This window comes from Streptomyces sp. NPDC043896, from assembly GCF_056435605.1.
The window spans coordinates 111,685-133,701 of the sequence record NZ_JBWKEE010000004.1 but is presented as its reverse complement, the minus strand read 5'-3'; the positions used below and the strand labels follow the sequence as shown (position 1 = coordinate 133,701).

Here is a 22,017-nt window from a genome sequence, read left to right as displayed (position 1 = left end):
CGTCCGGGGCCCCTCCGCGCGCTCCTAGGCGTTGTTGACCGGCAGCACGTCCGGGGAGAGGGCGCCCGCGTGGGAGGCGGCGGAGGTCATGCGCCGGCGGTGGTGGCGGCGGCAGAGGACCTCGTAGCCGATCTCCTCCGCCGGGCGGTTGACGTCGCCGACGACCACCTGGGCGCCCTCGACCACCATCTCCCCTCCCACCGTACGGGCGTTGTGCGTGGCGCGGGCACCGCACCAGCACAGGGCCTCGACCTGGAGCTGCTCGATCCGGTCGGCCAGTTCGATCAGCCGTTGCGAGCCGGGGAAGAGCTTGGTGCGGAAGTCGGTGGTGATGCCGAAGGCGAAGACGTCCATGTCCAGGTCGTCCACGACCCGGGCCAGCTGGTCGATCTGCTCCGGCGCGAGGAACTGGGCCTCGTCGACGATCACGTAGTCCGCCTTGCCGCCCGCCGACAGCTCCCGCACCAGGTACGCGTACACGTCCATGGCGTCGGTGACCTCGACCGCGTCCGTCACCAGGCCCAGCCGCGAGGACAGCTTCCCCTCGCCCGCCCGGTCCTGACGGGTGAAGATCACCCCGACCAGGCCCCGCGCGGAGCGGTTGTGGGTGATTTGCAGAGCCAGCGTGCTCTTTCCGCAGTCCATCGTTCCGGAGAAGAACACCAGCTCGGGCATGGGAAGTACGGGACCTTTCAGGTCGGGGTGGGGGTGGTGACGGGGAGGCGCGGGAGCGGTCAGGTGCGGATCTCGAACAGCGGCACGAGCTGCTCGGCCGCGGTCATGGAGCCGTGCATGCCGGTGAGCGCCGACTCGTTGGGCTCGTTGCGGGAGGCCGTGATCGCGACGTCCGCCTGGGCCGCGGCGATCACGTCGCCGATCCGCCCGAGGACCCGCTCGTCGCACTCCCCCGGCATGCCGAACCAGCCCAGCTCCAGGGCCTCTTCGCGGCTCGCGACCCAGAAGCGGTCCCCGAGCACCTCGCGCCACACGGTCAGTACGTCGGCCTCGGCGCCCGGCACCGCGTAGACGTGCCGGGCCCGGCCCTCGCCGCCCAGCAGGGCCACGCCCGCGCCCAGCTCCCAGTCCTCGTCGAAGTCGATCCGGGAATCCTCGTCGAAGGGGACGTCGACCATGCCGTGGTCGGAGGTGACGTACAGGGCGGTGCGCGGGGGCAGCTGCTCCGCGAGCCGCTGCACGAGCCGGTCGACGTACATGAGCTGGCCGCGCCAGGCGTCGGAGTCCACGCCGTGCCGGTGCCCGGCCCCGTCGAGTTCGCTGAAGTACGTGTACACGAGCGAGCGCTCGCCGGCCGCGAGCTGGATCGCCGCGAGGTCCATCCGCTCCTCGCCCGTCATCCGGCCGTGGAAGGTGCCGCCGCTGAGCGCGATCTGGGTGAGCGGTGTGGTCTGGAAGTTCGGCGCGGAAACCTGCGCGGTGTGCACGCCGGCCGCGTCCGCGAGCTGGAAGACCGTCGGGTAGGGCTGCCAGGGCCGCGGCGAGGTCCAGGGGTGCCAGCGGAGCTGGTTCATCAGCTCGCCCGAGGCCGGGTTGCGCACGGCGTAGCCGGGCAGGCCGTGCCGGGCGGGCGGCAGGCCGGTGCCGACCGAGGCCAGGGAGGTGGCGGTGGTCGCCGGGAAGCCGGACGTGATCGGCAGGCCCGTGCCGCCGCGCGAGCTCGCGAGCAGGGAGGTCAGGAAGGGAGCCTCGTCGGGGTGGGCCTTGATCTGCTCCCAGCCCATGCCGTCGACCAGGAACACGCAGTTCCGGTCGGCCGGGGACAGCTCGGCGATCCCGGCGGTGAGACCGGGTACGCCCTGACCGGCGGCGAGGGTCGGCAGCAGGTCGGCGAGGGAGCCGGAGCCGTACTGCGGGACCGGGGCGCCGGCGAGGTCGAGCGGTTCCGGCTCGTCCTGCCAGTTCGGCGGCACGGAGTACGACATCAGCGGGCGGGACCGGAGGTGGCGGCCGTCGCCTCGCTGAGCGCCTGCGCGAAGAGCAGTGCCTGGCGCACCGTCTCGGGGCCGTCGCCGGCCTCGCTGACGCGCAGGCTGAGGTCGTCGGCGGTGGAGTTGCCGGTGTAGCCGTGGTCGGCGTCGCAGTTCTGGTCGCCGCAGGCGGCGGGCTCCAGGTCGATGCGCGAGACCGCGCCCCAGCCGATGGTCAGCACGACCTCGCGGGGCAGCTGGCCGGGCGTGTAGGACTCCGGGTTGGCCACGACGCGGCTGAGCACCACGGAGGAGATGCTGGAGAGCTTCACCGACTCGGTGGACGTGGTCGCGTACGGGGACGGCGAACCGGAGTCGGCGGCCTGCTCGTCGGTGTGGCTGACGATGAACCGGTTGCCGGTCAGGACCAGCACGGTGACGTGCCGGCGGACCTCGTTCGAGTCGAAGGTGGTCTCCTGGTGGACCAGGTACGACGAGATCGGCTCGCCGCCCACCGCGGCCTCCACGGCCTCGGCCACGAGGGCCGGGTAGTAGCCGCTGCGCTCGATGGCCGCGCGCAGTCCCTGGGTCGTCGTACCGGATTTCGCCATGGGGTCCATCCTAAGGCCCGTACGGGCTCCCCCTGCCTGCCGTGCGCTCAGTAGCTGGGCAGGGTGCGGGGGCCGAGGTCGGTCCGGGCGGGCGGGTGGGCCACGCGGACGGTGGCGCTGAGCACGGAGAGGCCCTCGGTGGCGACGACGACGGGCTCCAGCGAGACCCCGGTCACTTCCGGGTGGTCGTCCACCAGCCGGGACAGCCGCAGCAGCAGTTCCTCCAGGGCGGGGGTGTCGACGGGGTCGCTGCCGCGCCAGCCGAAGAGCAGGGGCGCGGTGCGGATGGCGCGGATCAGCCCGGCGGCGTCCCGGTCGGTGGCGGGAACCAGGCCGTGCGCGGTGTCGCCGAGCAGCTCGGAGGCGACGCCGGCGAGCCCGAAGGAGAGGACGGCCCCGGCGGCGGGGTCGACGGTGGCGCGGACGACGGTGTCGACCCCGCGCGGGGCCATCGACTGGACCACGGGCTGGAGCTCCGCCGGCTTGCCGAAGGCGTCGGTGAGCTCCTCGTACGAGCGCCTTAGCTCGGCCTCGGTGGTGAGGTCGAGGCGTACGCCGCCCAGGTCGGCGCGGTGGCGCAGGTGCGGGGCGGTGGTCTTGAGGGCGACGGGGTACCCGAGCACCCGGGCCGCGCGGACGGCTGCGTCGGGGCTGGGGGCGGGGAGGGTGGGCAGCACCCGGATCCCGTAGCGGGCGAGCAGGTCGCGGGCGTCGGTCTCGTCCAGGGTGAGGGCGGCGCCCTCGTCGAGGCCGGCGAGGTGGGTGGCGAGGAGGGCTGCGGCGCCGGCCTCGTCGATGTCCTCGTACTCGGGGACCTGTCCGGTGTCGGCGTTGTCCCGGCGCCACCGGGCGTACCGCACGGCCTCGGCGACGGCCTTCACGGCGCGCTCGGCGGCGGGGTAGGCGGGGATCCGGCCCGCGCCGCCGGGACCTCCGCCGTCGCCGGGGCCCCGTACACCGTCGCCGGGGCCGGGGCTGTCTCCGTCGCCGGGGCCGTCTCCGCCGTCGCCGGCCGGGGGCCCGGCGGGAGGGAGGGGCGCGGCGGGAGGGGTGGCGGGGGGTGCGGCGCCGGCGGCGGACAGGGCCTCGGCCAGGTCGCCGAGTTCCACGTGCACCACCGCCACGGGCTTGCCCGGGACCTCGGTGACGGCTTCGCGGAGCGCCTGCGCGAGGTCGTCGGCCAGCTCCCGCTCGCTCACGGAGGGGATGGCGGTGACGACGACGGCGTCGCAGTCGCCGGAAGCGAGGGCGGTGCGCAGGGCGTCACGGAAGTCGGCCGGGCCGGCGGCGGTCGTCAGGTCGAGCGGGGGCAGCGGCCGCAGCCCCTCGGTCAGGCAGGCGTCGTAGGTGAGCACGCCGAGGGACTCGGAGTTGCCGAGGATCGCCACCCGGGGGCCGGCCGGCAGCGGCTGCCCGGCCAGCAGCAGGCCGACGTCGACCAGCTCGGTGACGGTGTCGACGCGGATGACGCCGGCCTGGCGGAGCAGCTCGGAGACGGTGGACTCGGGGAGCCGGGTGCCGGGGACGACGTGCCCGGCGGGGGTGTGGCGCCCGCCACGGGCGACGACCACGGGCTTGGCGGCGGCGGTGCGGCGGGCGAGGCGGGTGAACTTGCGCGGGTTGCCGAGGGTTTCCAGGTACATCAGGGCCACGTCGGTGGCCTCGTCCTCGTACCAGTACTGGAGGATGTCGTTGCCGGAGACGTCGGCCCGGTTCCCGGCGGACACGAAGGACGACAGGCCCTCGCCGCGCCGCAGCAGGGCGGACAGCAGGGCGATGCCGATCGCTCCGGACTGGGTGAACAGGCCGGTCCGGCCGCGCGCGAAGGCGGGGGCGGCCGGGGCGAGCGAGGCGTTCAGCTCCACCTCGGGCGCCGTGTTGATCACCCCGAAGGCGTTCGGCCCGATGAGGCGCATCCCGTACGAGCGGACCTGCCGCACCAGCTCGCGCTGCCGGGCGAGGCCGTCCGGGCCGCTCTCGCCGTATCCGGCGGACAGCACGACGAGCCCCTGCACCCCGTGCTCCCCGCAGGCGGCGACGGCCTCGGGGACCCGGCCGGCGGGGACGGCGACGACGGCGAGGTCGACGGGGGCGCCGATGTCGGCGAGCCCGCGGTAGGCCCGTACGCCTTCCAGGAGGTCACCCTCCATGCCGGGGGCGCGGGCTTCGTTGACGGCGTAGAGGTGGCCGCGGAAGCCGCCGTCGCGCAGGTTGCGCAGGGCGGTGGCGCCCACCCCGGCGCCGGACCGGCTGACGCCGATCACCGCGACGGAGCCCGGGGCGAGGAGGCGCTGCACGGAGCGGGCCTCGGCGCGCTGTTCGCGGGCGCGCTGGACGGCGAGGGACTCGGCGGTGGGTTCGAGGTCGAGGGTGAGGTGGACGGAGCCGTCCTCGAAGCTGCGCTTCTGCTGGTAGCCGACGTCCGTGAACACCTTGATCATCTTGGTGTTGGCGGGCAGCACCTCGGCCGCGAACCTGCGGATCCCGCGCTCGCGGGCCACCGCGCCGATGTGCTCCAGGAGGGCGGAGGCGACCCCGCGGCCCTGGTGGGCGTCCTGGACGAGGAAGGCGACCTCGGCCTCGTCGGCGGGGGCGGAGGCGGGCCGCCCGTCGGGGCCGATGCGGTCGAAGCGGACGGTGCCGATGAACTCGCCGCCGATGGTCGCGGCGAGGCCGACCCGGTCCACGTAGTCGTGGTGCGTGAAGCGGCGGACGTCGCGGTCCGAGAGGCGGGGGTAGGGGGCGAAGAAGCGGTAGTACTTCGACTCGTCCGATACCTGCTCGTAGAAGCTGACCAGGCGGCCCGCGTCCTCGGTGGTGATGGGGCGGATCCGGGCGGTGCCGCCGTCGCGCAGCACGACGTCCGCTTCCCAGTGGGCCGGGTACGAGGGGTCCGACGCGGTGGTCATGGGGTCACCTTAAGGGTGGATCCGGCCGGGTGTGCGGGTGCGGTGGCCGGCCCGCTCCGCGAGCGCGCGGCGAAGGCGGCGCACCGGGGCGAACCGGTGCAAGCTGGGGAAGGTCGAACGGCGGTGGATACGGGCCGATGGTCGGTCCGAGCATTCCGGGCGGCGTGAGAGACTGGTCTAGACAACCCGTAAGAACCTGAAGGGCATCACCATGGCAGAGCGCCGCGTCAACGTCGGCTGGGCCGAGGGCCTGCACGCTCGTCCCGCCTCGATCTTCGTCCGGGCGACGACCGCCTCCGGAGTTCCGGTGACCATCGCGAAGGCCGGCGGCGACCCCGTCAACGCCGCGTCGATGCTGGCGGTCCTGGGCCTGGGCGCCCAGGGCGGCGAGGAGATCGTCCTGGCTTCCGACGCCGAGGGTGCGGACGTCGCGCTCGACCGCCTCGCGAAGCTGGTCGCCGAGGGTCTCGAGGAGCTCCCCGAGACCGTCTGACCCTTCGGGTCTCCGCAGGGAGGAAGCCGCGGCCCCCACCACCACCGGGGGCCGCGGCTTCCGTGCGTTCAGCGCTCTCCGGCCGCGCGGCGTTCAGCGCTCTCCGGCCGCGCGACGAAGGAAATGCGCGCACCCTTCCGGAGAATTCCGAAATCGGGACGGCCGACCGGAACGCCGGACCGCAATAGCGCGAAGAAGAAAATGGGCCGGCAATCCGGCGCCGCGCGAATATCCCTCCGTTGTATACGGACCCTGTTAATTCGGAGCACTCGCCGTGTTGACGGCAGGTTGCGGATTCCTCACCCGCGGCCGGTGCGCCTCGGCGGCCCGCTGCGCGTGCAGCGCGGTCAGGGTCCTGGCCCGCTCCGCGTCCCCGCGCGCGACCGCGTCCACGATCGCGCCGTGCTCCGCCCAGGACTCCACGGGCTGCGCCGGGGCCTCGACCACGTACATCCAGGCGATCTTGCGCCGGGTCTGGGTCAGCAGGGTGATCAGCCCCGGGCTGCCCGAGGCCTGGGCCAGGGTCTCGTGGAACCAGCCCCCCAGGGCCCGCAGGTCCTCCCCCTGGGCCCGCTCGGCCCGGTCCCGGCCCAGCCTGACCAGGCCGCGCAGCACCTTCAGGTGGGCGTCCGTGCGCCGGCGGGCGGCCCGGGAGGCGGCGAGCGGCTCCAGCAGCACGCGCAGCTCCAGGAGGTCGGCGGCCTCCTGCCGGGTCGGCTCGGCCACGCAGGCGCCCGCGTGCCGCCGCGTGGTGACGAACCCCTCGGACTCCAGCGTCCTCAGCGCCTCGCGGACGGGGACGCGCGAGACCCCGTAGCGGCGGGCGAGCACCTCCTCGGTCAGCCGGCTGCCCGGCCCGAAGAATCCGGAGACGATGTCGTCGCGGATCGCTGTGCACACCGAATGCGCCGGAATACGCAAGGCCGGACCTCCGCTGGTTTCGATTCGGTTTATCGTGGCCGCACTGCGACTCTATTGCAACACACGACAATCCCCGGAGAAGCCCGGAAATCGGAAACGGCCGACGGCGCCACGGCCCGTGGCCGGAGAGAGGCGGCGGACGCGGCGAGCGGAGTGCCGGAACGACGGAGAAGGCCCCGGCTCGGTGAGCCGGGGCCTTCTTCGGTGAAGCGCGTGCTGCGGGTCAGATGCCCACGCCGTGGCTGCGCAGGTAGGCCAGCGGGTTGATGTCCGTGCCGTACGTGGCGCCGGTACGGGCCTCGAAGTGCAGGTGCGGGCCGCTGGAGTTGCCGGTGGAGCCCGACAGGCCGATCTGCTGGCCCGGGGCGACGGTCTGGCCGGCGGAGACGCTCAGCGAGTTCAGGTGGCCGTACTGGGTGTACGTGCCGTCGTTGTGGCGGATCACCACGTTGTTGCCGTAGGCGCCGCCCCAGCCGGCCTCGACGACGGTACCCGCGCCCACCGCGCGCACGGAGGTGCCGGAGTCGGCGTGGAAGTCGATGCCCGTGTGGCTGCCGGAGGACCACATGCCGCCGCCCGCGCCGTACGAGGTGCTGACGTACGAGCCCTCGATGGGGGAGACGAAGGTGTTGAGGCGCTTGCGGGCCTCTTCCTTGGCGGCCTTCTCGGCGGCCTCGCGCTCGGCCTTCTCCTGGGCCTCGGCGACGCGCTTGGCCTCGGCGGCCCGCTGCTTCGCCTCGGCCTCGGCCTGCGCCTGCGCGGCGGCGGCCTCGGCGGCGCTCTGCTGCGTGGCGGCCTGGACCTCGATGTCGTCCTGCAGACCGTCGGCGACGACGATCGCGTTCTGACCGGTGTCCTCCATGGACGGGGCGCTGCTGTTGTCCGCCGCGAAGGCCGGAGCGGCCAGGGTGCCGACCACGCCCGTGGTGGCGAGGGCGGCGATGCCGGCGTAGCCGGCGGTCTTGCGGCTCAGACGGCTGGAACCACGGTGCTTACCAGAACCGGCGGCACGACTGCCAAACGCCATGAAGGGGGTGATCCTTTCCTTCCCTCTCGCCTACCGGGTTAGCTGACGGGTTCGGAGCAGGAAGGTCTCCTACGGGCCTCCTCTTGCGAGAGGGTCCGATTCACCCCAGGGACTCATGTGGGTCCCCGGCTCCCCAGGCTCGCGCCTGACGGGGACTCGGCGATCGCTGTCCGGTGCCGCGGTTGCGGCGGGTACAAACTGACGAACAGCACGGCCGACGCTAGGCGGATCATCAGTCAATCGCCAAACAGACGAGCGCTTTTGTTGCGTACGCCACACCGCATACCTGCAACCACGCCACCAAAACGGACAAAGGGGGCTCCGGTGGATGTTCCACCGGAGCCCCCTGGAAACGGGCCGGTTTCCGGCCCGTCTCGGGTCTCGCGCCGCTCAGTTGGAGACGACGGTGACCTCACCGATCCCGAGCGCCAGGACCGGCTCCTCGATCTGCGCCGCGTCGCCCACCAGGATGGTGACCAGACGGTCCACCGGGAAGGCGTTCACCACGGCCGAAGTGGCCTCCGCCGTACCGGTTTCGGCGAGCCGCGCGTACAGCCGCGCCTGGTAGTCGTCCGGCAGCTCCTGCTCCACCTGGTCGGCGAGCGTGCCCGCGACGGAGGCGGCCGTCTCGAACTTCAGGGGGGCCACGCCCACCAGGTTCTGCACCGCCACATCCCGCTCGGCGTCGGTGAGTCCGCCCTCCGCGAGGGTGCGCAGCACCTTCCACAGGTCCTCCAGCGCCGGACCGGTGTTGGGGGTGTCCACGGAGCCGCTGATGGCGAGCATCGAGGCGCCCTTGCCGTCGGCGGTGGAACGCAGCACCTGGCCGAAGGCCCGCACGCCGTAGGTGTAGCCCTTCTCCTCGCGCAGCACCTTGTCCAGGCGGGAGGTGAGGGTGCCGCCGAGGCAGTAGGTGCCGAGCACCTGCGGGGCCCAGACGATGTCGTGCCGGTCCGGCCCGATCCGGCCGATCAGCAGCTGCGTCTGGACGGCGCCCGGCCGGTCCACGATGACCACGCGGCCCGTGTCGTCGGCCGTCACCGGCTGGACGGGGCGGGGCGCGGCGGTGTCGCCGGTCCAGGCGCCCAGGGTGTCCGCCAGGAGGGCGTCCAGGTCGATCCCGGTCAGGTCGCCGACCACCACCGCGGTGGCGGTGGAGGGGCGCACGTGGGCCTCGTAGAAGGCGCGTACGGCCCCGGAGTCGATCCGCGCGACCGTCTCCTCGGTGCCCTGGCGCGGGCGGGACATGCGCAGCGTCGCCGGGAAGAGCTCCTTGGAGAGCTCCTTGGCGGCGCGGCGCTGCGGGTTGGCCAGCTCGTGCGGGATCTCGTCGAGCCGGTTGCGCACCAGCCGGTCGACCTCGCCGTCGGCGAAGGCGGGCGCGCTCAGGGCCTCGGCGAGCAGCGCGAGGGCCTTGGGCAGCCGGGAGGCCGGGACCTCCAGGGAGACCCGCAGGCCGGGGTGGTCGGCGTGGGCGTCGAGCGTGGCGCCGCAGCGCTCCAGCTCGGCGGCGAACTCCTCGGCGGAGTGCTTGTCGGTGCCCTCGGACAGGGCGCGGGCCATGATCGTGGCCACGCCGTCGAGGCCCTCGGGCTCGGCGTCCAGCGGCGCGGCGAGGTTGACCTCGACCGCCACGACCTGCTGGCCGGGGCGGTGGCAGCGCAGCAGGGTCAGGCCGTTGGGGAGCGTGGCGCGCTCGGGGGCCGGGAAGGCCCACGGCTTCGCCTCGCCGGCCTCCGGCCGCGGGTGGAAGGTCATCGTGACGGCTGCGGTGTCGCTCACTGCTCCGCCCCTTCGTTCTCGTCGTGCTGCTCGGTCTCGTGGGCCTCGGCGCCGCCCAGCGGCTCGTAGACCAGCACCGCGCGGTTGTCGGGGCGCAGCCGGGCCGCGGCCACGGCCTGCACCTCCTCGGCGGTGACGTCCAGCACCCGCTGGACGGCGGTCAGGGCGAGCTGGGGGTCGCCGAACAGCACCGCGTAGCGGCACAGTTCGTCGGCGCGGCCGGCCACCGTGCTCAGCCGGTCCAGCCACTCGCGCTCCAGCTGCGCCTGCGCGCGCTCCATCTCCTCGGCGGTGGGGCCCTCGGCGGCGAACCGGGCGAGCTCCTCGTCGACGGCCGCCTCGATGGCGGGCACCTCGACGCCGCTGGAGGTCTTGACGTCCAGCCAGCCCAGCGAGGGCGCTCCGGCCAGGCGCAGCATGCCGAAGCCGGCCGCGACGGCCGTCTGGTCGCGGCGTACCAGGCGGTTGTGCAGGCGGGAGGACTCGCCGCCGCCCAGCACCGTCAGCGCCACGTCGGCGGCGTCGCACTCGCGGGTGCCGTCGTGCGGCAGGCGGTAGGCGGCCATCAGCGCGCGGGCCGGGACCTCCTCGACGATCTCCTCGCGCAGCTGCCCGCCCATGACCTCGGGGAGGGTGCCGTCGCGCGGCGGCTGCTTGCCGTCGTGCGCCGGGATGGTGCCGAAGTACTTCTCGATCCAGGCGAGGGTCCGCTCGGGGTCGATGTCGCCCACGACCGACAGCACGGCGTTGTTGGGCGCGTAGTACGTACGGAAGAAGTTGCGCGCGTCCTCCAGGGAGGCGGCGTCCAGGTCGGCCATGGAGCCGATCGGGGTGTGGTGGTACGGGTGGCCCTCCGGGTAGGCGAGGGCGGTCAGCTTCTCGAACGCCGTGCCGTACGGGACGTTGTCGTACCGCTGGCGGCGCTCGTTCTTGACGACGTCGCGCTGGTTCTCCATGGACTCGTCGTCCAGGGCCGCGAGCAGCGAGCCCATGCGGTCCGCCTCCAGCCACAGGGCGAGCTCCAGCTGGTGCGCCGGCATCGTCTCGAAGTAGTTGGTCCGCTCGAAGCTCGTGGTGCCGTTCAGGGAGCCGCCGGCGCCCTGGACGAGCTCGAAGTGGCCGTTGCCCGGTACGCTCGCCGAACCCTGGAACATCAGGTGCTCGAAGAGGTGAGCCAGACCGGTGCGCCCCTTGACTTCGTGGCGCGAGCCGACGTCGTACCAGAGGCAGACGGCGGCGACCGGAGTGAGGTGGTCCTCGGACAGCACCACGCGCAGGCCGTTGGCCAGCCGGTGCTCGGTCGCTGTCAGGCCGCCGGAGCCGGCCTGAGCTGTGGCCGTGTGACCCATGGGCATGTGGTCCCTTCGATCGCGATGCAGAGATTTGTGTCAGACCTGCCACTGTATGCAAGCGCGCCGACAGCCGGATAAGTTCCCGGGTCACTCCCCCGCACTCCGTACGGGGGGACCCCCGGGGTCGGAGTCGGCGTTGTCGGCGCCTCGGGCCACAATGGTCCGCGTCAACCACGCCAGATCCCCCCAGTACACCCCGAACCTTGGTTAAGGAGCCGCGCAGCGATGGCCCGCCGCAGCACGAAGACCCCGCCGCCGGAGGATTTCGAGGAGAAGATCCTCGACATCGACGTCGTCGACGAAATGCAGGGCTCCTTCCTCGAGTACGCGTACTCGGTGATCTACTCCCGCGCCCTGCCCGACGCCCGCGACGGCATGAAGCCGGTGCACCGGCGCATCGTCTACCAGATGAACGAGATGGGCCTGCGGCCCGACCGGGGGTACGTCAAGTGCGCCCGCGTCGTCGGCGAGGTCATGGGCAAGCTGCACCCGCACGGCGACGCGTCGATCTACGACGCCCTCGTGCGCATGGCCCAGCCCTTCTCGATGCGGCTGCCGCTGGTCGACGGCCACGGCAACTTCGGCTCGCTCGGCAACGACGACCCGCCGGCCGCGATGCGCTACACCGAGTGCCGGATGGCCGACGCCACGTCGCTGATGACGGAGTCGATCGACGAGGACACGGTCGACTTCACCGCCAACTACGACGGCCAGGAGCGGGAGCCCGTCGCCCTCCCGGCGGCCTACCCGAACCTCCTCGTCAACGGCGCCTCCGGCATCGCCGTCGGCATGGCCACCAACATGGCCCCGCACAACCTGGGCGAGGTCATCGCGGCCGCCCGGCACCTGATCCGGTACCCGGAGGCGGACCTGGAGGCGCTGATGCGCTTCGTGCCGGGTCCCGACCTGCCCACCGGCGGCCGGATCGTGGGCCTGTCCGGGATCAAGGACGCCTACGAGAACGGCCGCGGCACCTTCAAGATCCGCGCGACCGTCTCCGTGGAGGACGTCACCGCGCGCCGCAAGGGCCTGGTCGTCACCGAACTGCCCTTCACGGTCGGTCCCGAGAAGGTCATCGCGAAGATCAAGGACCTGGTCGGCTCGAAGAAGCTCCAGGGCATCGCCGACGTCAAGGACCTCACGGACCGCTCGCACGGCCTGCGCCTGGTCATCGAGATCAAGAACGGCTTCCACCCGGAGGCCGTGCTGGAGCAGCTGTACAAGCTGACGCCGATGGAGGAGTCCTTCGGCATCAACAACGTCGCGCTGGTCGACGGGCAGCCGCTGACGCTGGGCCTCAAGGAGCTGCTGGAGGTCTACCTCGACCACCGCTTCGAGGTCGTGCGCCGGCGCAGCGAGTTCCGCCGGGGCAAGCGCCGCGACCGGCTGCACCTGGTCGAGGGCCTGCTGGTGGCCCTGCTCGACATCGACGAGGTCATCCGGATCATCCGCGACAGCGACAACTCCGCGCAGGCCAAGGAGCGCCTGATGGAGCGCTTCTCGCTGAGCGAGGTCCAGACCCAGTACATCCTGGACACGCCCCTGCGCCGGCTCACCCGCTTCGACCGGATCGAGCTGGAGTCCGAGCGCGACCGGCTGACCGGCGAGATCGACGAGCTGACCGGGATCCTGGAGTCGGACGCCGCGCTGCGCAAGCTGGTCTCCTCGGAACTGGCCGCGGTGGCGAAGAAGTTCGGCACCGAGCGGCGCACCGTGCTGCTGGAGTCGGCGGGCACCTCGGTGGCGTCGGTCCCGCTGGAGGTCGCGGACGACCCGTGCCGGGTGCTGCTGTCCTCCACCGGCCTGCTGGCCCGTACGGCGAACGCCGACCCGCTGCCCGTGGAGGAGGGTGCCGCCCGCGCGAAGCACGACGTGATCGTCTCGCAGGTCGCGGCGACCGCCCGGGCCGACGTGGGCGCGGTCACCTCCTCCGGCCGCCTGCTGCGGCTCCCGGTGATCGACCTGCCGCAGCTGCCGGACACGGCGGCCGCGCCGAACCTGGCCGGCGGCGCGCCGGTGACGGAGTTCCTCTCCGGGCTGGAGACGGACGAGACGGTGGTCTGTCTGCTCTCGCTCGACGAGTCCTCGCAGGGGCTGGCCCTGGGCACCGAGCAGGGCGTCGTCAAGCGCGTCGTGCCCGACTACCCGGCGAACAAGGACGAGCTGGAGGTCATCACCCTCAAGGAGGGCGACCGGATCGTCGGCGCGGTCGAGCTGCGCACGGGCGAGGAGGACCTGGTCTTCATCACCGACGACGCCCAGCTGCTGCGCTACCCGGCCGGCCAGGTCCGTCCCCAGGGGCGTCCGGCGGGCGGCATGGCGGGCATCAAGCTCTCCGAGAACGCCAAGGTGATCCACTTCTCGGCGGTGGACCCGGGCCGGGAGGCCCTCGTGTTCACCGTGGCGGGCTCGCACGGGACGCTGGACGACTCGGTGCGTTCCGGCAAGCTGACCCCCTTCGACCAGTACCCGCGCAAGGGCCGGGCCACCGGCGGCGTGCGCTGCCAGCGGTTCCTGAAGGGCGAGGACACGCTGACGCTGGCCTGGGCGGGCAACGCCCCGGTCCGCGCGGCCGCCAAGAACGGCTCCCCGGCCGCGCTGCCGGTCCCGGACCCGCGCCGTGACGGCTCGGGCGCCGCGCTGCCGGCCACCGTGGAGTCGCTGGCGGGCGCCGCGCTGTAGCCGCGCGGCAGGGGCGGGCGGAGCGGGGGAAGCGGCGGACCGAGGCGTTCGCCGGGCCGCCCGCCCCGCCCGCCCACTACTGTTTTCCCGGTACACGCGGGTGGGGGGAGAGCAGAGCTGATGAGTCGTCGGTCGAGCGGGTTGATCGGGGTCTGGGCCGAGGCCCAGCGACAGCAGCAGCAGACGCAGGTGATCCAGGTGCGCGAGGCGGAGCGGCGCCGGCGTGCGTACGAACGCGAAGCGGCCCGCGACCGGCGCGAGCAGCAGGCCGCCTACAAGCAGCACCGCGAGGCCGAGGCACGGCGCCGTACCGAACAGCTCGACGCGCAGGTGGCGGCCCTGCAGGGACTGCTGGCCTCGGGCTGCCGGGCGCCGGCCTTCCGGATGGCCGCCCTGGTGCGGCCCGAGCAGCTCCAGCCCTTCGACCCCGGCGGTCTCGCGCACCCCGTCCCCATGCCGCAGCTGGCGCAGTTCCACCAGCAGGGCGGCGGCTGGGCCCTCGGCTCGCGCGGCCGGGCGGAGCGGGAGGCCCACGACCGGTACACCGCGGCCTGGCAGGCCGCCCACGCCGCCGAACAGGAACGCCTGCGGCAGCTGGCGGTGTACCGGCGGCAGTACGACCAGTGGGCGGCGGAACAGCTCGCCGGGATCCGCCGGCACAACAGCGGCCTCACCGAGCTGTCCGCCTCCTTGCGCGCGGGCGAGCCCGACGCGGTGGTGGAGTACTTCTCCGCGGCCCTGTACGCCTCCACCGCCTGGCCGGGGGAGCTGCCGCGCCAGGTGGAGGCGGCGTACGACCCGGCGGCGCGCCAGCTCGTACTGGACTGGGAGCTGCCCCGGTACGAGGTGGTGCCGGAGGTGAAGTCCGTGCGCTACATGCCGAGTACGGACCAGGACAGGGAGACGGCGCGGCCGGCCACGCAGCGGCGGGCTCTGTACCGGGACCTGCTCGCCCAGTGCGTGCTGCTCGTGCTGCGCGAACTGTTCGCGGCGGACGAGTTCGCGGCCTTGGACTCGGTGGTCGTCAACGGCTTCGTGGACGACCACGATCCGGTGACGGGCCGGGAAGCGCGGCTCGTACTGGCGACCGTGCAGGCGGCCCGCACCGCCTTCTCCGGGCTGCGGCTGGAGCAGGTGAGCGCGGTGGACTGCCTGTCCGAGGGGCTGCGGGGGCAGTTGTCGGCGCGCCCGGACCAGCTGACGGCCGTGCGGGCGGGCCGCCGCCCGGGCGAGGTCGGCGGGGACGTCGTGAGCCACGGCGGACATGCCGACGGCGGCGGTGAGGAGGAACCGGACCTCTTCCAGATGGACCCGATCGCCTTCGAGAACCTGGTCGCCGAGCTCTTCCGGGCGATGGGCATGGAGGCGGTGACCACGCAGCGGTCCGGCGACGGCGGCGTGGACGTCGAGGCGCTGGACCCGGCCCCGATCCGGGGCGGACGGATCGTGGTGCAGGTCAAGCGCTACCGCAACACCGTGCCGCCGACGGCGGTACGGGACCTGTACGGCACGGTCCAGGACAAGGGGGCGAACAAGGGGGTGCTGGTCACCACCGCGTCCTTCGGGCCCGGGTCGTACACCTTTGCCAACGGCAAGCCGCTGGAGTTGGTTCCCGGGGCCGAGCTGGTGGAGCTGCTGCACCGGTACGGGCTGCGGGGGCGCCTGGGCGGCGGCACCGTCCCGGCCCAGCGGACCTCCGGGCCGGCGGCCGCGGCGGCCACGCCCACCCTGGCCGATCCGTCTCCCGTCCCCGCCGACCGCAACGTGCTGGGCATGACCTGGTCGGGCGGGGTCGCGCTGGACGTGTGCGCGCTGGTCTGCGAGGGCGGCCGGGTGCTGAGCGAGGACCACTTCGTCTTCTTCAACAACCCCCGGACCCCGGACGGTTCGGTGCGGTCCCGGCCTCACCCGGCCCCGGACAAGGCGGCCGTCGAGGTCGGCTTCGACGCCCTCCCGCAGCGCGCCGACCGCCTGGTGCTGGTCGCCGCCGTGGACCCGGAGGTGAATCCGGACGCCGATCTGGCGGGCTTCACCGACGCCCGGATCCGGCTGCTGGACGCGTCGGGGGCGGAGATCGACCAGCTGGAGGTCTCCGACGGCCGGGCGGGCGAGACGGCCCTGGTGCTGGGTTCCTTCCGACGCCGCCCGAACGGCGACTGGAAGTTCGTCATCGGCGGCAAGGGATACCGGGGTGGCCTCGTGGACCTGCTGCGGGAGTACGGGGTCGAGGTGGCCTGAGCCCAGGGGCTCAGGGCTCCTGCGCGAAGGGGCCCTCCGGAGAGAAGGGGCCCTCCGGTGAGAAGGGGCCCTCCGGTGAGAAGGGGTCTTCCCGCGCCGAGGGGTCGGAGGGGGCGGGCGGCGCCTGCCGGGGGACGTAGCGCAGGACCGCCCACATGCTCTCGGGGCGGGCCTCGTGCGGGGCCGGTTCCCGGCAGGCCTCCAGCTCGCGCAGCAGGCCCGGCCCGTCGATGCCGGAGCCGATCAGGACGAGCTGCGTGCGGCGGGGCTCGCCCCGCCCCCAGGGGCCGGGGCCGAACCTCAGGAAGCGGCCGACCGCGTGGACCTCGTACCGTTCCTCGTGGCCGGGCACGCCGAACCAGACGAAGCCCTTGATCCGGTAGAGGCCCGCCGGGCGCCGGTCGAGGAAGTCGATGAGGCGGCGCGGGGACAGGGCCTGGCCGGAGGTGAACTCGACGCTCTCGTAGCGGGCGTGGGCGTGGCCGTCGTGGCCGTCGTGGCCCTCGTGTTCCTCCGCCTCCGCGATGAGGTCCTCGAAGGACAGCTGGCCCCGGGTCTCGGTCCAGGGCCGGCGGTCGAAGAGCAGCTCCGGGTCGATCCGCCCGTGGTCCGCGCCGACGAGCGGCGTCCCCGGGGCGCAGAGCGCGGCGAGCTCCCCCTCGATCCGGGAGCGTTCGTCGGCGCCCACCCGGTCGGTCTTGTTGAGCACCACCAGGTCGGCGACGGAGAGGTGGCGGTCGGTCTCCGGGTGCGCGGCACGGGTCCGGTCGAACTCCGCCGCGTCGACGACCTGCACCAGGCCGCCGTAGCGGATCGCCGGGTTCTCGTTGGCCACCAGCATCCGGACCATCTCCTGGGGCTCGGCGAGCCCGCTGGCCTCGATGACGATCACGTCGATGCGGTGGACGGGCGCGGCGAGCTTCTCCAGGTACGCGTCCAGCTCGCTGCCGTCGACGGCGCAGCACAGGCAGCCCCCGCCGAGGGAGACCATCGAGTCGCCGACCTGCCCGGCCACCGACATCGCGTCGATCTCGATCGAGCCGAAGTCGTTGACGACGACCCCGATCCGGGTGCCGCCCCGGTTGGCGAGGAGGTGGTTGAGGAGCGTGGTCTTGCCGGAGCCGAGGAATCCGGCGAGGACCACGACGGGAATGGGCTGGACGCTGTTCACCCGGACGATCGTAGTCAGCCCAGGACGGGCACCGGGTGCGGCGGGGTCGGGCCGGTGTAGCGGGCGGCCGGGCGGATGATCTTCGAGTCGGCGGCCTGCTCCAGGACGTTCGCGCTCCAGCCCACCACCCGCGCCGCGCAGAAGGTCGGGGTGAACATCTCGCGCGGCAGCCCGCACAGCTCCATGACGACGCCGGCGTAGAACTCCACGTTGGTGTGCAGCTCACGGCCCGGCTTGAGCTCGGCGAGGATCTCCTCCACCTGCCGCTCGACCTCGACGGCGAAGTCCACGAGCGGCCCGCCGAACTGCCGGGCGATGTCCCGCAGCATGCGTGAACGCGGGTCCTCGGTGCGGTACACGGGGTGCCCGAAGCCCATGATCCGGTCCCCGGCGAGGACCCGCTCCCGGATCCACGGCCCGATGCGGTCCACCGCGGCGATGGCGTCGAGGGTGTCCAGGGCCCGGCTGGGCGCCCCTCCGTGGAGCGGGCCGGAGAGCGCGCCGACCGCGCCGGTGAGGCAGGCCGCGACGTCGGCGCCGGTGGAGGCGATGACGCGGGCGGTGAAGGTGGAGGCGTTGAAGCCGTGGTCGACGGTGGAGATCAGGTACCGCTCGACGGCGCGGGTCTTCGCCGGGTCGGGCTCGGTGCCGGTCAGCATCCAGAGGTAGTTGGCGGCGTACGGCAGGTCGTCGCGCGGCTCGACCGGTTCCAGGCCCTGCCCCAGCCGGTGCAGGGCGGTGAGCAGGGTGGGTACGGCGGCGCAGGCGGCGAGCGCGTCGGCGGCCCGGCGCTCGTGGCCGATGTCGTACACCGGGCGGAATCCTGAGCAGGCGCCGAGCAGCGAGAGCGCGGTGCGCAGCCCGGCGAGCGGTCCCGAGAGGGCGGTGGCGCGGGCGAGGGCGGGAAGGGCGTCGCGGACCTCGGCGGGCAGGTGCCGCAGCGGGGCGATCCCGGCGGCGAAGGCGGCCCGCTCCGCGGCGTCGGCGGGGAGCGTGCCGCGGAACATCAGGTGCCACACGTCCTCGAACGTGCGGCTCGCGGCGAGCTCGACGGCCGAGTACTGGCGGTAGTGGTAGAAGCCCTCGCGGCCCCGGACGTCACCGAGCTGCGTCTCGGTGACCACGACTCCCGCGAGACCGCGGGGTACTTCGACGGTGGTGTTCATGGATCGACCATCCATCCTTGAATGGATCGATGTCAATGTTGATTGAATCAATATATGTAGGGTGGGTGTCATGAGTGACGACCACGCCGGCGACCACCCCGCCGAGGCGGCCACCGAGAGACGGCTCACCACCCAGGAGGCGGCGCAGCTCCTCGGGGTGAAGCCCGCGACCGTGTACGCGTACGTCAGCCGGGGCCAGCTCGGCAGCCGCCGCGACGCGGCCGGGCGGGGCAGCACCTTCGACGCGCGCGAGGTGGAGGCGCTGGCCCGGCGCAGCCGGCGGGAGGCCGCGGTCCCGGCCGGGGAACTCGCCGTACGCACCTCGCTCACCCTCATCGAGGCCGACCGGTACTTCCTCCGGGGCGTCGACGCCGTCGAGCTGGCCGCGCGGTACGCCTACGAGGAGGTCGCCGAGTGGCTCTGGACGGGGAGCCTGCCCCAAGGCGCCCGGTTCACCGCTCCCCCGGAGGCCCTCGCCGCCGCCCGGCGGGCAGTGGCCGCGCTGCCCGCGCACAGCGGCCCGCTCGACCGGCTGCGGGTGGCGGTCGCCGCCGCGGCGGTGGTGGACCCGCTGCGCTTCGACCTCTCCGAGGAGGCGGTACTGGACTCCGCGCGCTGCCTGATCCCGACGCTGGTCGGCGCCCTGCCCGGGCCGGACCCCGCCCCGGACGGCGGCACCGGCGGCGACGGGCGGACCGCCCGCGCCCTGTGGTCCCGGCTGACCGGGCACGCGCCCGACCCGGCGGCCGTGGACGCCCTGGACCTGGCTCTGGCCCTGCTGGTCGACCACGACCTGGCCGCCTCCACCCTCGCGGTGCGGGTGGCCGCCTCGGCGCGGGCCCACCCGTACGCCGCGGTCTCGGCCGGCCTCGGCGCGCTGGAGGGCCCCCTGCACGGGGCCGCCGGGCGGCTCGCGCACCGGATGCTGGCGGAGGTCCTGGAGCGGGGCGGCGCCGCGCCCGTGGTGGCGGAGCACCTGCGCGCGGGGCGGCGGGTCCCCGGGCTCGGCCACCGGCTGTACCGGGGCGAGGACCCGAGGGCGCGGGCCCTGTTCGGGCGGCTGGAGGAGCTCCCGCAGGCCGCCCCGGCGCTGGCCGCGGCGCGCGACGTGGCGGCGGTGACGGCCCGGCACGGGCTGCACCCCAACGTGGACCTGGCGCTGGCGGTGCTCACCGTGTCCTGCGGGATGGACGCGGAGGCCGGAGAGACGGTCTTCGCGGTCGCCCGGACGGCGGGCTGGATCGCGCACGCCCTGGAGGAGTACCAGGAACGCCCCCTGCGCATGCGCCCCAGCGGCCACTACACCGGCCCGCGCCCGCCCCGCCCGCTGCCCTGACGTGCCCCTCCGGGTGGGCCTTCTCATAGACCGGGGAAATTCCGCTTCCGCCCCGGCCGACCTACCGTGCTAGTCATGCGGTTCCTCCCCACGAGTGCTCGCCGCCTCGGGCTCCCCAGACGGGCCGTCTCGCAGATCCTGCTGACCCAGCTGGCCATCGCGGCCGGGGTCGCCGTCCTGGCGACCGGGCTCTTCCTGGCCCCCCTGAGCAGCCAGCTGGACGACCAGGCGATGCGCCGGGCCCTGGCCATCGCCCAGAGCGCGGCGGCGGACCCGTCCCTGGCCGCCGACGTCCTGCGGTCCGGGCCGGCGGCGGACGGACCCGTGCAGTCCGCGGCCGAGCGGATCCGCCGGGCGACCGGGGCCGAGTACGTGGTGGTCCTCGGCCTGGACGGCATCCGCCGCTCCCACCCCAGCCCCGACCGGATCGGCCGCCCGGTCTCCACCGACCCGGGCGACGTCCTCGCCGGCCACGAGGTGATGGAGATCGACGAGGGCACCCTCGGCCGCTCCGCCCGCGGCAAGGTCCCCCTCGTCGCCGCCGACGGGGAGATCGTCGGCGCCGTCTCGGTCGGCATCGCCTACGACAGCGTCCGCGACCGGCTGCTCGGCGCCATCCCCGGCCTGCTCGCCTACGCGGGCGGCGCCCTGGCCGCCGGTGCGCTGGCCGCCTACCTGCTGTCCCGACGGATCCAGCGGCAGACCCGTGACCTCGCCTTCTCCGATATCGCGGGCCTCCTCGCGGAGCGCGAGGCCATGCTGCACTCCATCCGCGAGGGCGTCATCGCCCTCGACCCCGACGACCGGGTCCGGCTCGTCAACGACGAGGCCGCCCGGCTGCTGGGCCTCGCCCCGGACCGCCCCGACGCCCTCACCGGACGGCCGCTGGACGAGGTCCTGGGCCCGGGCCGCACCAGCGACGTCCTGACCGGCCGGGTCACCGGCCGCGACCTGCTCACCGTCCAGGGCCCGCGCGTCCTCGTCGCCAACCGGATGCCCACCGCGGACGGCGGCGCCGTCGCCACCCTGCGCGACCGCACCGAGGTCGAGCACCTGGGCCGCGAACTGGACTCGACGAAGGGTCTGATCGACGCCCTGCGCGCCCAGGACCACGAGCACGCCAACCGCCTCCACACCCTCCTCGGCCTCCTCGAACTGGGCCTGCCCGAGGAAGCCGCCGCCTTCGTCACCGAGGTCGTCGGCGTCCACCGCACCACCGCCGAACAGGTCACCGAGCGGGTCCACGACCCCCTGCTGGCGGCCCTGCTGGTGGGGAAGGCCACCGTCGCCGCCGAGCGCGGCGTCGCGCTGCGCCTCGCACCGGCCGCCCTCCTCCCCGACCGCCTGGTGGACCCGGGCGGCCTCGTCACGATCCTCGGCAACCTCGTCGACAACGCCCTGGACGCGGCGGCCGGCTCGGCCGCGCCCCTGGTCGAGGTCGACATCCGCGCGGAGGGACGCACCGCCGTGCTGCGGGTGCGCGACAGCGGCCCCGGGATCCCCGCCGGCCGGCGCGAGGAGATCTTCACCGAAGGCTGGTCGACCAAGCAGCCCAAGGCCCACCGCGAGCGAGGGCTCGGGCTGGCCCTCGTACGCCGCCTCGCGGAGCGGCAGGGCGGCAGCGCCCGGGCCGGTGAAGCAGAGGACGGAGGGGCGGAGTTCTCCGTCGTACTCCCGGAGGCCCTGCGATGAGCGACACCCCGATCCACGTATTGGTCGTCGACGACGACATGCGTGTTGCCAGGATCAACGCGGCGTACGTGGCGAAGGTTCCCGGGTTCCAGGTCCGCGGCGAGGTCCATTCGGCGGCCGAGGCCCTGGACTTCCTCACCGCCCTCCCGGTGGACCTGGTCCTCCTCGACCACTACCTCCCCGACGAGAACGGCCTCGACCTGGTGCGCCGCCTGCGCCAGCTGGGCCACCACACCGACGTGATCATGGTCACGGCCGCCCGGGACCTGGCCACCGTCCAGGCGGCCATGCGGCTCGGCGCCCTGCAGTACCTGGTCAAGCCGTTCACCTTCGCCGGACTGCGCGCCAAGCTGGAGGCCTACGCCTCCCTGCGCCGTTCCCTCTCCGGTGGCGGCGAGGCCGAACAGGCCGAGGTCGACCGGATCTTCGGGGCCCTCGCCGCCGCCGGCACCCCGAACGAGCTCCCCAAGGGCCACTCCCCCACCACCGCGGAACTGGTCCGCCAGGTGCTGCGCGCGGCCGAAGGCCCGCTGTCCACCCAGCAGATCGCCGACCGCGCCGGGATCAGCCGGCAGACCGCCCAGCGTTACCTGAAGCTCCTGGACCGCGCCGGCCGCGTCACGCTGGCCCTGCGCTACGGTGAGACCGGCCGCCCCGAACACCGCTACGCCTGGCGCCCCTCGGACGCCGGCTAGCCGGCCGCCCGGCGCGC

16 protein-coding genes and 1 riboswitch are annotated in these 22,017 nt (G+C 73.8%); of the genes, 6 read left to right on the top strand and 10 right to left on the bottom strand.

The features are described 5' to 3' along the window. Window positions 1-24: 24 nt before the first annotated feature. From AC069X_RS07075 to AC069X_RS07060, 4 genes are read right to left on the bottom strand one after another with little or no spacing between them, the layout of a single operon-like run. Entirely contained in the window at window positions 25-675 is a 651-nt protein-coding gene (locus AC069X_RS07075; protein ID WP_478725961.1) for a thymidine kinase, read from the bottom strand. Window positions 676-734: 59 nt separating this feature from the next. Continuing rightward, on the bottom strand, window positions 735-1,940 hold the full coding sequence (locus AC069X_RS07070; protein WP_478725959.1) for an alkaline phosphatase family protein: 1,206 nt from the start codon (window positions 1,938-1,940) through the stop codon (window positions 735-737). After that, the gene (locus AC069X_RS07065; protein ID WP_478725957.1) at window positions 1,940-2,545 is read right to left on the bottom strand and encodes a DUF5998 family protein; all 606 of its coding nucleotides are present in this window, start codon (window positions 2,543-2,545) and stop codon (window positions 1,940-1,942) included. The genes AC069X_RS07070 and AC069X_RS07065 overlap by 1 nt, the downstream gene beginning before the upstream one ends. 38 nt (window positions 2,546-2,583) lie before the next feature. Further along, on the bottom strand, window positions 2,584-5,445 hold the full coding sequence (locus AC069X_RS07060) for a bifunctional acetate--CoA ligase family protein/GNAT family N-acetyltransferase (protein ID WP_478725956.1): 2,862 nt from the start codon (window positions 5,443-5,445) through the stop codon (window positions 2,584-2,586). Between the two features lie 211 nt (window positions 5,446-5,656). On the opposite strand from AC069X_RS07060, the gene AC069X_RS07055 reads away from it, so the two are divergent. Next, window positions 5,657-5,938 carry an HPr family phosphocarrier protein gene (locus AC069X_RS07055; protein ID WP_361598842.1) on the top strand — a complete coding sequence of 94 codons (282 nt, stop codon included), beginning with the start codon at window positions 5,657-5,659 and terminating at the stop codon, window positions 5,936-5,938. A gap of 255 nt (window positions 5,939-6,193) precedes the next feature. Here the strand turns inward: AC069X_RS07055 and AC069X_RS07050 are convergent, their stop codons facing one another. The 4 genes from AC069X_RS07050 to AC069X_RS07035 form a co-directional block, all read right to left on the bottom strand. After that, window positions 6,194-6,859, bottom strand: coding sequence for a GntR family transcriptional regulator (locus tag AC069X_RS07050; RefSeq protein ID WP_478725953.1), 666 nt, complete (start codon window positions 6,857-6,859; stop codon window positions 6,194-6,196). 223 nt (window positions 6,860-7,082) lie between these two features. Further along, window positions 7,083-7,886: a M23 family metallopeptidase gene (locus tag AC069X_RS07045; protein WP_478725952.1), complete on the bottom strand. Its 804-nt coding sequence runs from the start codon at window positions 7,884-7,886 to the stop codon at window positions 7,083-7,085. Window positions 7,887-7,898: 12 nt separating this feature from the next. Continuing rightward, window positions 7,899-8,058, bottom strand: a riboswitch (cyclic di-AMP (ydaO/yuaA leader). A 218-nt stretch (window positions 8,059-8,276) separates the two neighbouring features. Next, window positions 8,277-9,644 carry a M16 family metallopeptidase gene (locus tag AC069X_RS07040; RefSeq protein ID WP_478726354.1) on the bottom strand — a complete coding sequence of 456 codons (1,368 nt, stop codon included), beginning with the start codon at window positions 9,642-9,644 and terminating at the stop codon, window positions 8,277-8,279. Window positions 9,645-9,664: 20 nt separating this feature from the next. Next, on the bottom strand, window positions 9,665-11,017 hold the full coding sequence (locus AC069X_RS07035; RefSeq protein WP_478725950.1) for a M16 family metallopeptidase: 1,353 nt from the start codon (window positions 11,015-11,017) through the stop codon (window positions 9,665-9,667). Window positions 11,018-11,245: 228 nt separating this feature from the next. Between AC069X_RS07035 and AC069X_RS07030 the strand changes: the two genes are divergently transcribed. Both AC069X_RS07030 and AC069X_RS07025 read left to right on the top strand, forming a co-directional pair. Then, window positions 11,246-13,702, top strand: coding sequence for a DNA gyrase/topoisomerase IV subunit A (locus tag AC069X_RS07030; protein ID WP_478725948.1), 2,457 nt, complete (start codon window positions 11,246-11,248; stop codon window positions 13,700-13,702). Window positions 13,703-13,822: 120 nt separating this feature from the next. Next, window positions 13,823-15,940, top strand: coding sequence for a restriction endonuclease (locus AC069X_RS07025; RefSeq protein ID WP_478725946.1), 2,118 nt, complete (start codon window positions 13,823-13,825; stop codon window positions 15,938-15,940). 10 nt (window positions 15,941-15,950) lie between these two features. On the opposite strand, the gene AC069X_RS07020 is transcribed toward AC069X_RS07025, so the two are convergent. Beyond that, a complete protein-coding gene (locus AC069X_RS07020) occupies window positions 15,951-17,111 on the bottom strand; it encodes a CobW family GTP-binding protein (RefSeq protein ID WP_478725945.1) in 1,161 nt (386 codons plus the stop codon). Window positions 17,112-17,125: 14 nt separating this feature from the next. After that, a complete protein-coding gene (locus AC069X_RS07015) occupies window positions 17,126-18,277 on the bottom strand; it encodes a citrate synthase (protein ID WP_478725943.1) in 1,152 nt (383 codons plus the stop codon). A 70-nt stretch (window positions 18,278-18,347) separates the two neighbouring features. Here AC069X_RS07015 and AC069X_RS07010 point away from each other — a divergent pair, with 70 nt between their 5' ends. From AC069X_RS07010 to AC069X_RS07000, 3 genes are all read left to right on the top strand, one after another. Beyond that, window positions 18,348-19,613 carry a citrate synthase gene (locus tag AC069X_RS07010; RefSeq protein ID WP_478725941.1) on the top strand — a complete coding sequence of 422 codons (1,266 nt, stop codon included), beginning with the start codon at window positions 18,348-18,350 and terminating at the stop codon, window positions 19,611-19,613. A 75-nt stretch (window positions 19,614-19,688) separates the two neighbouring features. Then, the gene (locus AC069X_RS07005) at window positions 19,689-21,305 is read left to right on the top strand and encodes a sensor histidine kinase (protein WP_478725940.1); all 1,617 of its coding nucleotides are present in this window, start codon (window positions 19,689-19,691) and stop codon (window positions 21,303-21,305) included. Beyond that, window positions 21,302-22,000, top strand: a complete 699-nt coding sequence (locus AC069X_RS07000; protein ID WP_478725938.1) for a DUF7342 family protein — start codon at window positions 21,302-21,304, stop codon at window positions 21,998-22,000. Before AC069X_RS07005 ends, AC069X_RS07000 begins: the two co-directional genes overlap by 4 nt. The last annotated feature ends 17 nt before the right edge of the window (window positions 22,001-22,017 follow it).

What these genes read in the sequence shown, in the direction of transcription:
- AC069X_RS07075 (WP_478725961.1), bottom strand. Translation starts at nt 675, where the DNA reads ATGCCCGAGCTGGTGTTCTTCTCCGGAACGATGGACTGCGGAAAGAGC.
- AC069X_RS07070 (WP_478725959.1), bottom strand. Translation starts at nt 1,940, where the DNA reads ATGTCGTACTCCGTGCCGCCGAACTGGCAGGACGAGCCGGAACCGCTC.
- AC069X_RS07065 (WP_478725957.1), bottom strand. Translation starts at nt 2,545, where the DNA reads ATGGACCCCATGGCGAAATCCGGTACGACGACCCAGGGACTGCGCGCG.
- AC069X_RS07060 (WP_478725956.1), bottom strand. Translation starts at nt 5,445, where the DNA reads ATGACCACCGCGTCGGACCCCTCGTACCCGGCCCACTGGGAAGCGGAC.
- AC069X_RS07055 (WP_361598842.1), top strand. Translation starts at nt 5,657, where the DNA reads ATGGCAGAGCGCCGCGTCAACGTCGGCTGGGCCGAGGGCCTGCACGCT.
- AC069X_RS07045 (WP_478725952.1), bottom strand. Translation starts at nt 7,886, where the DNA reads ATGGCGTTTGGCAGTCGTGCCGCCGGTTCTGGTAAGCACCGTGGTTCC.
- AC069X_RS07040 (WP_478726354.1), bottom strand. Translation starts at nt 9,644, where the DNA reads ATGACCTTCCACCCGCGGCCGGAGGCCGGCGAGGCGAAGCCGTGGGCC.
- AC069X_RS07035 (WP_478725950.1), bottom strand. Translation starts at nt 11,017, where the DNA reads ATGGGTCACACGGCCACAGCTCAGGCCGGCTCCGGCGGCCTGACAGCG.
- AC069X_RS07030 (WP_478725948.1), top strand. Translation starts at nt 11,246, where the DNA reads ATGGCCCGCCGCAGCACGAAGACCCCGCCGCCGGAGGATTTCGAGGAG.
- AC069X_RS07025 (WP_478725946.1), top strand. Translation starts at nt 13,823, where the DNA reads ATGAGTCGTCGGTCGAGCGGGTTGATCGGGGTCTGGGCCGAGGCCCAG.
- AC069X_RS07015 (WP_478725943.1), bottom strand. Translation starts at nt 18,277, where the DNA reads ATGAACACCACCGTCGAAGTACCCCGCGGTCTCGCGGGAGTCGTGGTC.
- AC069X_RS07010 (WP_478725941.1), top strand. Translation starts at nt 18,348, where the DNA reads ATGAGTGACGACCACGCCGGCGACCACCCCGCCGAGGCGGCCACCGAG.
- AC069X_RS07005 (WP_478725940.1), top strand. Translation starts at nt 19,689, where the DNA reads ATGCGGTTCCTCCCCACGAGTGCTCGCCGCCTCGGGCTCCCCAGACGG.
- AC069X_RS07000 (WP_478725938.1), top strand. Translation starts at nt 21,302, where the DNA reads ATGAGCGACACCCCGATCCACGTATTGGTCGTCGACGACGACATGCGT.